Source organism: Bacillus sp. FJAT-25509, from assembly GCF_001420605.1.
Classification (GTDB): Bacteria; Bacillota; Bacilli; order Bacillales; family Bacillaceae_G; genus Gottfriedia.
The window spans coordinates 1-5,774 of record NZ_LJIZ01000009.1 but is presented as its reverse complement, the minus strand read 5'-3'; the positions used below and the strand labels follow the sequence as shown (position 1 = coordinate 5,774).

Annotated in this window: 9 protein-coding genes; 3 read left to right on the top strand and 6 right to left on the bottom strand. The window is 28.5% G+C overall.

What is annotated here, in order from left to right; genetic code table 11:
* Positions 1 to 81: 81 nt before the first annotated feature.
* The 4 genes from AN960_RS06250 to sigV form a co-directional block, all read right to left on the bottom strand.
* Positions 82 to 312, bottom strand: coding sequence for a hypothetical protein (locus tag AN960_RS06250; protein WP_056468414.1), 231 nt, complete (start codon positions 310 to 312; stop codon positions 82 to 84).
* Between the two features lie 124 nt (positions 313 to 436).
* Positions 437 to 1,126 (bottom strand): DUF2711 family protein, encoded by a 690-nt coding sequence (locus tag AN960_RS06245; protein ID WP_056468412.1) that lies wholly within the window; start codon positions 1,124 to 1,126, stop codon positions 437 to 439.
* A 286-nt stretch (positions 1,127 to 1,412) separates the two neighbouring features.
* Positions 1,413 to 2,315 carry an anti-sigma-V factor RsiV gene (gene rsiV / locus AN960_RS06240; RefSeq protein WP_056468408.1) on the bottom strand — a complete coding sequence of 301 codons (903 nt, stop codon included), beginning with the start codon at positions 2,313 to 2,315 and terminating at the stop codon, positions 1,413 to 1,415.
* A gap of 14 nt (positions 2,316 to 2,329) precedes the next feature.
* Complete coding sequence (gene sigV, locus AN960_RS06235; protein ID WP_056468405.1) at positions 2,330 to 2,818, bottom strand: RNA polymerase sigma factor SigV; 489 nt, start codon at positions 2,816 to 2,818, stop codon at positions 2,330 to 2,332.
* A gap of 545 nt (positions 2,819 to 3,363) precedes the next feature.
* Here sigV and AN960_RS06230 point away from each other — a divergent pair.
* The 3 genes from AN960_RS06230 to AN960_RS06220 are packed head-to-tail and all read left to right on the top strand — an operon-like array spanning position 3,364 to position 4,216.
* Entirely contained in the window at positions 3,364 to 3,753 is a 390-nt protein-coding gene (locus AN960_RS06230) for a DUF2178 domain-containing protein (RefSeq protein ID WP_502692522.1), read from the top strand.
* 12 nt (positions 3,754 to 3,765) lie between these two features.
* Positions 3,766 to 3,969 (top strand): helix-turn-helix transcriptional regulator, encoded by a 204-nt coding sequence (locus tag AN960_RS06225; protein WP_056468399.1) that lies wholly within the window; start codon positions 3,766 to 3,768, stop codon positions 3,967 to 3,969.
* 40 nt (positions 3,970 to 4,009) lie between these two features.
* Positions 4,010 to 4,216: a hypothetical protein gene (locus tag AN960_RS06220; RefSeq protein WP_056468396.1), complete on the top strand. Its 207-nt coding sequence runs from the start codon at positions 4,010 to 4,012 to the stop codon at positions 4,214 to 4,216.
* A gap of 305 nt (positions 4,217 to 4,521) precedes the next feature.
* Here the strand turns inward: AN960_RS06220 and AN960_RS06215 are convergent, their stop codons facing one another.
* On the bottom strand, positions 4,522 to 5,022 hold the full coding sequence (locus tag AN960_RS06215; protein ID WP_056468393.1) for a HEAT repeat domain-containing protein: 501 nt from the start codon (positions 5,020 to 5,022) through the stop codon (positions 4,522 to 4,524).
* A gap of 193 nt (positions 5,023 to 5,215) precedes the next feature.
* Positions 5,216 to 5,515, bottom strand: coding sequence for a hypothetical protein (locus AN960_RS06210; protein ID WP_056468390.1), 300 nt, complete (start codon positions 5,513 to 5,515; stop codon positions 5,216 to 5,218).
* Positions 5,516 to 5,774: the final 259 nt, after the last annotated feature.

The following is a 5,774-nucleotide window of genomic DNA, read 5'->3' as shown; positions in this document are numbered from 1 at the left end:
ATAATAAGACCATATGAAAAATGGTCAACCAGTAAAAACTGGATGACCTTATAATACGAACGCATGCTTTAGTTGAATAAGTTAATCACTAAAATCTCTAAACAAAGTCTCTAATTCTTTATGGTCGTAATAATCCCTATCACTAATGAATTTTTCAATCTCGACTGTACCATCATCCATAAATTCTACTTCCCACCGTTCACCTGGCACTCGAATTGCTACCATAATGGCTTCATCTCGAATTTTTTTTAAGCTATACGCAATATTACTTTCTTCCAACTTGTTTAAAAAGGTATTTAAATCCAAATTCACTAGACCCAACTCCTATATTTCTCTTTAACAAATCAAATACCATTCTTAATATCAGTCCATGTTCTAATTCAACAAACGCATTAGTTAGTTGCTTAAAGTCAAAAAAAGAGTTGCCAACACAACTCTAACGGAGCTTTGACCAATACCAATCAATATATGTTTTGTCGTCACATATTATAGCTTCCCAGCCTATCCTATCAACAATCTCATCAATCTTTTCATCTCGTGTCATAAATACAGTAATAAAAGAATCATATACATTCATAAATGCGAAATCCATATTTTCATCTGTAATAATTAACTCTTTAAGTGCTAGATCGCCGATATCTAAAGAAGTAAGTTTTTCAATCTCTAAAACACCACTATTGTCTAATAATGGGTCAAAGTAACAAAAATATTTAGCCCCTCTAGATTCTAAAACTATTTTTAAATCTTGGATTAAAAATACCGAAGTATAATCCTCGTTAGGATAAAAACAATCTTTTTTTATATGAGTGTTTAATTTTTCAGCTAGATCATCACGTATATATTGTTTTTTAAATGCACCAATTGATGTTTTTAATGCAATTGCTATCTCATTAAAAGTTGTAAAACCACAATCATACATCATACTCATCCAACTAACTTGTTTACCTAGAAGCAAGATTTCCTCATCACTAGGATAAATGTGCTCATATTCATTATTTCTTTTATTTTGCTCCCAATCTTTGGGCATTTGAATAAATGGATGCAATAGTATTGCTGCTGAATTAAACCCGTTTGGAAGTTGATTTAATATAGGAGATTTGTCATCTAACCATATGTAATTTAACATCTACAAACTCCTTTACAAAAATTTATCACTAAAAAAAGCATTTATAATTAAAATCCCACTTAACTTCCAACTTATTTTAACAAAAATTCACTTCTATTTTCCAAGGTGAAATATCCTATTTTTTTCTTCATCCTTATTAAACTAAACTGCCATTTAGTCCAATAAAAATGACAGTATAGTGGAATAAGGATTCGTATTTCTAAACATGAAAAAGAACCAACTCTGCTTAAAGAATCGGTTCTTTTTGTTAAAAAAATTTTATATTGAAACTAAACTTTAAATATCATTATTTAATGTAAGTATCGCTGACTAATACATTAGAAAGAATATTAGTTGGGATGATAAAGTCTGATTCACCATAGGCACCAGGTGACACCTCGTATTTATCGAAATATATAACCAATTTACCATCATCATTGATATAGAAGTTTTGCTCTTTTTTAATTTTTTGAAACAAGTTGTCTGAATTCATATCCGTCGGAATTCCTTCCACCCAATAATAGGTATTCTCCTTGTCTGCCTTATATCGTTCAATCATTTGTTTTTTGATGTTTTCGCTAATAATGCTGATGTAGTCATCATTTTTAAATAAACTTGGTAATGTAATTAAAATGTTATTTTGCTTATCAATTGTGTCAAATTGAGTTGCAGAAAAACCGTTTGATGTACTAACTTCGTAACGTTTAATAGAAAGAATCTGATCATTATCGGTTTTTACTTCATACCCACTCTTAATACCTAAATGAGCGCCACCAACACTTTTCGAATATTGTACTTCTTTTTTGAAACTTTCAAATAGTTCTTTTCCTTGAGCCAAATATTTATCATTTAAACTATTTTCCAATTTTTTGTCTTTTAATCCAGTTACTTTTGGCACTGTAATGTTTGCTTTTGATTGGTCTTCATTTACTGTAAACTCATGGAATGTCACTACTTTGACTAAATGATTGAGTACAGGTACTTTTGAAACAGTAGATGCAAATGACTGGTTCGTATTTACACCTGTTACAAAAATTGTTGCGATCGCTGCAACAGAAAGTGCTGAATATAATTTTGTGTGATTTTTTTTCTTTTTCATTGGTTGAACTCCGCCTTGTTGTAATGCTTTGTGAACGATAAAGTCTAATTCGTCTGGAATTGGGATATTATTAAAATCAGTTTTCAAATCTTCTATTTTTTGATTTTTCATGACTATCATCCTTTCTAATTTACATTCATTTCAATTCGTAATATTGATAATGCTTTATATAATCGGGTTTTCACAGTATTTAAATTCTCATCTAAGATTTTCGCAATTTCTTCTAATTTAAAATCAGAAAAATATCTCAAAATAATGATGCTACGATATTGTACTGGTAAAGAATCCAACGTGTTTTTTAAATCAAAATCCGTATACTGATCTAAATTCCCAGCGTCTAGACTTGTTAGAACCTCATCATCTACAATCACTAAACGTTTTTGTTTTCGAAGTAGATCAATTGAAGTGTTTACGACAATTCGATAAAACCAAGTCTTCAAAAGTTCAGGACTTTCTAATGAAGCTTTCTTTGAAAGTGCCTTGATAATGGACTCTTGCACAACATCAAGTGCATCCTCTTTATTCTTTACATAGTGAAAAGCAAGTCGATAATAGTGCTCTTTATTTTGTATTACAAAATCTGTAATCAGCTCATCTAAGTTTGGTGTGTTCACTTTTTGGTATTCCTTTCAAAAAAATAATATTTTAACTTTCTATTTATTAAACGGATAGCTTATCGAAAAAGTTTTACTAATGAATTTATATTTTCTAGATATAAAGTTTTGATTGAATGTTTTTTGAGTAATATTAACAATTTAAATTTTAAAATTATAGAGAAATCCATTAATTACAATATTGTACATTGGGAATTTTTTCAATTTAGTATAATTCAAAATTTTTTTCATATACCATAGTAAGTTGTTTTTGAGAGGAAATTCGAAGTCGTTTTAAATAAGTTAGAGGAATAGTAACTGATTGATTAACATATCAATGACTTTTAACTTGAAATCGCAGTTGAACTAACTCATGCGTTTAGTTATATAAAAGTTCGCTCATTATATTCTTTATAAATATTACTAAATCGGCTTAAGTTTTTACATATTGACATTTTTTTTAAACAACTGTAACATGAAGTAGACTTCATGTGAAATAAACTTCACGTGAAAAAAACTTCACTTTTTGAGTGGTATTGGATTAGGGGAGATATATTTTGAAGAATATGTTTAGGGAGCATTTTTTGTTGTCAAGTTTGCTCATTGTATTTGGGAGCATAAAACTAATTTTCAATAAATCGGTAGGATTTAATTTCGGATTTATTTTGTTATTATTCGGCGGAATACTTTTGTTATATTCAATAGCCTCTTACATTAAATCTAGAAAAAACACTGAATTAGAAAAGGAATTTTCAAAAGAGTATGACGAACGAGATATGATAATTGATGGAAAAGCTGCTCATTTTTCCTTGAATTTACTGGTATGTGAACTTTTAATTATTATGTTCTTATCAAATTTCCTTGTAATTTCAACAAATACTGCATTATTTATACTTTTAGTATCTTTGATAATATGTGATATGGTATCTAGAAAATATTATAATCATGTCCTTTAATCAGGAGGAGTTATGATAAATAGAGTGAAAGAATTGAGAATGAAACATGATATAACACAACAAGAATTAGCTGATAAAGTAGGTGTATCTTCACGAACGATCATCTCATTAGAAAAACAAAAATATAATCCATCTGTACAACTTGCATATAAAATAGCTTCAGTTTTTAATTTATCAATTGAAGCAACTTTTATTTTTGATGAGGATGACAAATAATTTCAATACATTAACTTAAACAAACAACGGAGGATCGAAAATGCTTATAATATTATTTATTTTTGGAATAATTTTAATTACTTGGGGTCTTTATCGAATGCGAACAGACAAAGGCTTATTTGGAAAAAGTCAAAGAAGTAAAAACATATTCAATTTATTATTAATGGGAGAAGCATCTGGATTAGGACAATTTTTGGGTGGAGTTTTATGTATTATCATAGGTATTGTCGCATTTTTTATTAAGTAGTAACAACAAAGAATTTATGCTTTATTAGTAATTCCATTTTTAATTGAATTATTGTGCAAACGGGACGTTTGTGAAATAAGGTTCAATTAAATGATTAACCCAGATCTAGAGAAGTTAGTCGATTAATAATTAAAAGCATGTTTTGTTCAATCTATTCAAGACATGCTTTTATTATTTGTTTTTATAATTGTTAAAATATTTACATAAGCAAACTTTATTTCAAAGCTACCTGCCAAACTTTAATAAAAAAAGCTTTTTATTTAGCAGCTCGTGATCTTCAACTAACGCATCAGTTAGTTGCATAACTAATGATTTTCAATTATGTCCTGCAATAATTCGTAATTGTCGGGTTCTTTTTCATTTCTCAGTGCACTCTTTAGGATTGATAAAACCATTTTGTCTTGAATTTCTCCTAGTGCCATATAAGCTACCGACCTTATATCAGAATCCTTTTCGTTTATCAATAATGAAAGTGGTTTTATTAGTTGATTATCTGGAAACGATGCTGCAATTTGGGCAGACCAATAGCGAACTCCTTTATAATCACTCTGTAATGATTTTAAAAGATGAGGAACTACTTCTTCATTACTAAATTGTACAATTACATCTTCGATCAATTGATAAACGCCAAAACCACTACCATCCCCAAATACATTTAGAAAAAGTGGTATACATTCTAGAGACGGATTTTCGATAAAATACTTTCTTGTTACATCAAGTATTCTTAAAGTCTCTTCATCTAATTCCTCATCACTAGGTAATGGTTGATGTTCTTTCAGGAAATATAATGCTTGCTTAATGTCCATTTTTAATATCCTTTCAAATAGGATTTACAACATATTCCAAAGAATATTTTAACATTTCTTATGCAACTAAACTGCCATTTTGTTCAATAAAAAAGACCGACAAATCGTCGATCACGTTGTTCAACTAATGCATGCTTTAGCTGAATAAGAAATTACATTCAATTTCAAATTAACTAATACAACTTAATAATTTTTACACAAAACCTATTAATCCAGTAATTCCAACAATAAAAAATATTATTGCACTTACTAACCAAAGGTTTAAATCTTTAGATTCTTTCTTTTTTAAAATTTTATGTTCAATATAATTTAAAGAAAACATAGCTCCTATTAATAAATCACTTAATTCTCTGTAAATATGATTTAACTCATGTGTAAAAACATGTGTAAAAAAATAAACCAAATATATAAATAATAGAAACAGCAAAATAATTTGGATAATTACAATTTGTTTTATTCGGTCTTTAAATAATCTGTTTTTTAATGTACTCATGATATTAAATAATCAGCTCCAAATATTTTCTAAGTTATATAAGTTCTAAGTGTATTGTATCTAATATTTCGAGCTTTGTAATTTGGGAATTTCACATTTTTCATATAAATTCAAAAAATCCTTATGCAACTAAACTGCCATTTAGTTCCACAAAAAAATCGGCTAAAGAGCCGATCATGTTGTTCAACTAAAGCATGCGTTCGTATTATAAGGTCATCCAGTTTTTACTGGTTGACCATTTTTCATATGGTCTTATTAT

Coding starts and splice junctions, on each gene's coding strand:
- AN960_RS06245 (WP_056468412.1), bottom strand. CDS start 1,126: ATGTTAAATTACATATGGTTAGATGACAAATCTCCTATATTAAATCAA.
- AN960_RS06230 (WP_502692522.1), top strand. CDS start 3,364: ATGTTTAGGGAGCATTTTTTGTTGTCAAGTTTGCTCATTGTATTTGGG.
- AN960_RS06220 (WP_056468396.1), top strand. CDS start 4,010: ATGCTTATAATATTATTTATTTTTGGAATAATTTTAATTACTTGGGGT.
- AN960_RS06215 (WP_056468393.1), bottom strand. CDS start 5,022: ATGGACATTAAGCAAGCATTATATTTCCTGAAAGAACATCAACCATTA.
- AN960_RS06210 (WP_056468390.1), bottom strand. CDS start 5,515: ATGAGTACATTAAAAAACAGATTATTTAAAGACCGAATAAAACAAATT.
- rsiV (WP_056468408.1), bottom strand. CDS start 2,315: ATGAAAAATCAAAAAATAGAAGATTTGAAAACTGATTTTAATAATATC.
- AN960_RS06225 (WP_056468399.1), top strand. CDS start 3,766: ATGATAAATAGAGTGAAAGAATTGAGAATGAAACATGATATAACACAA.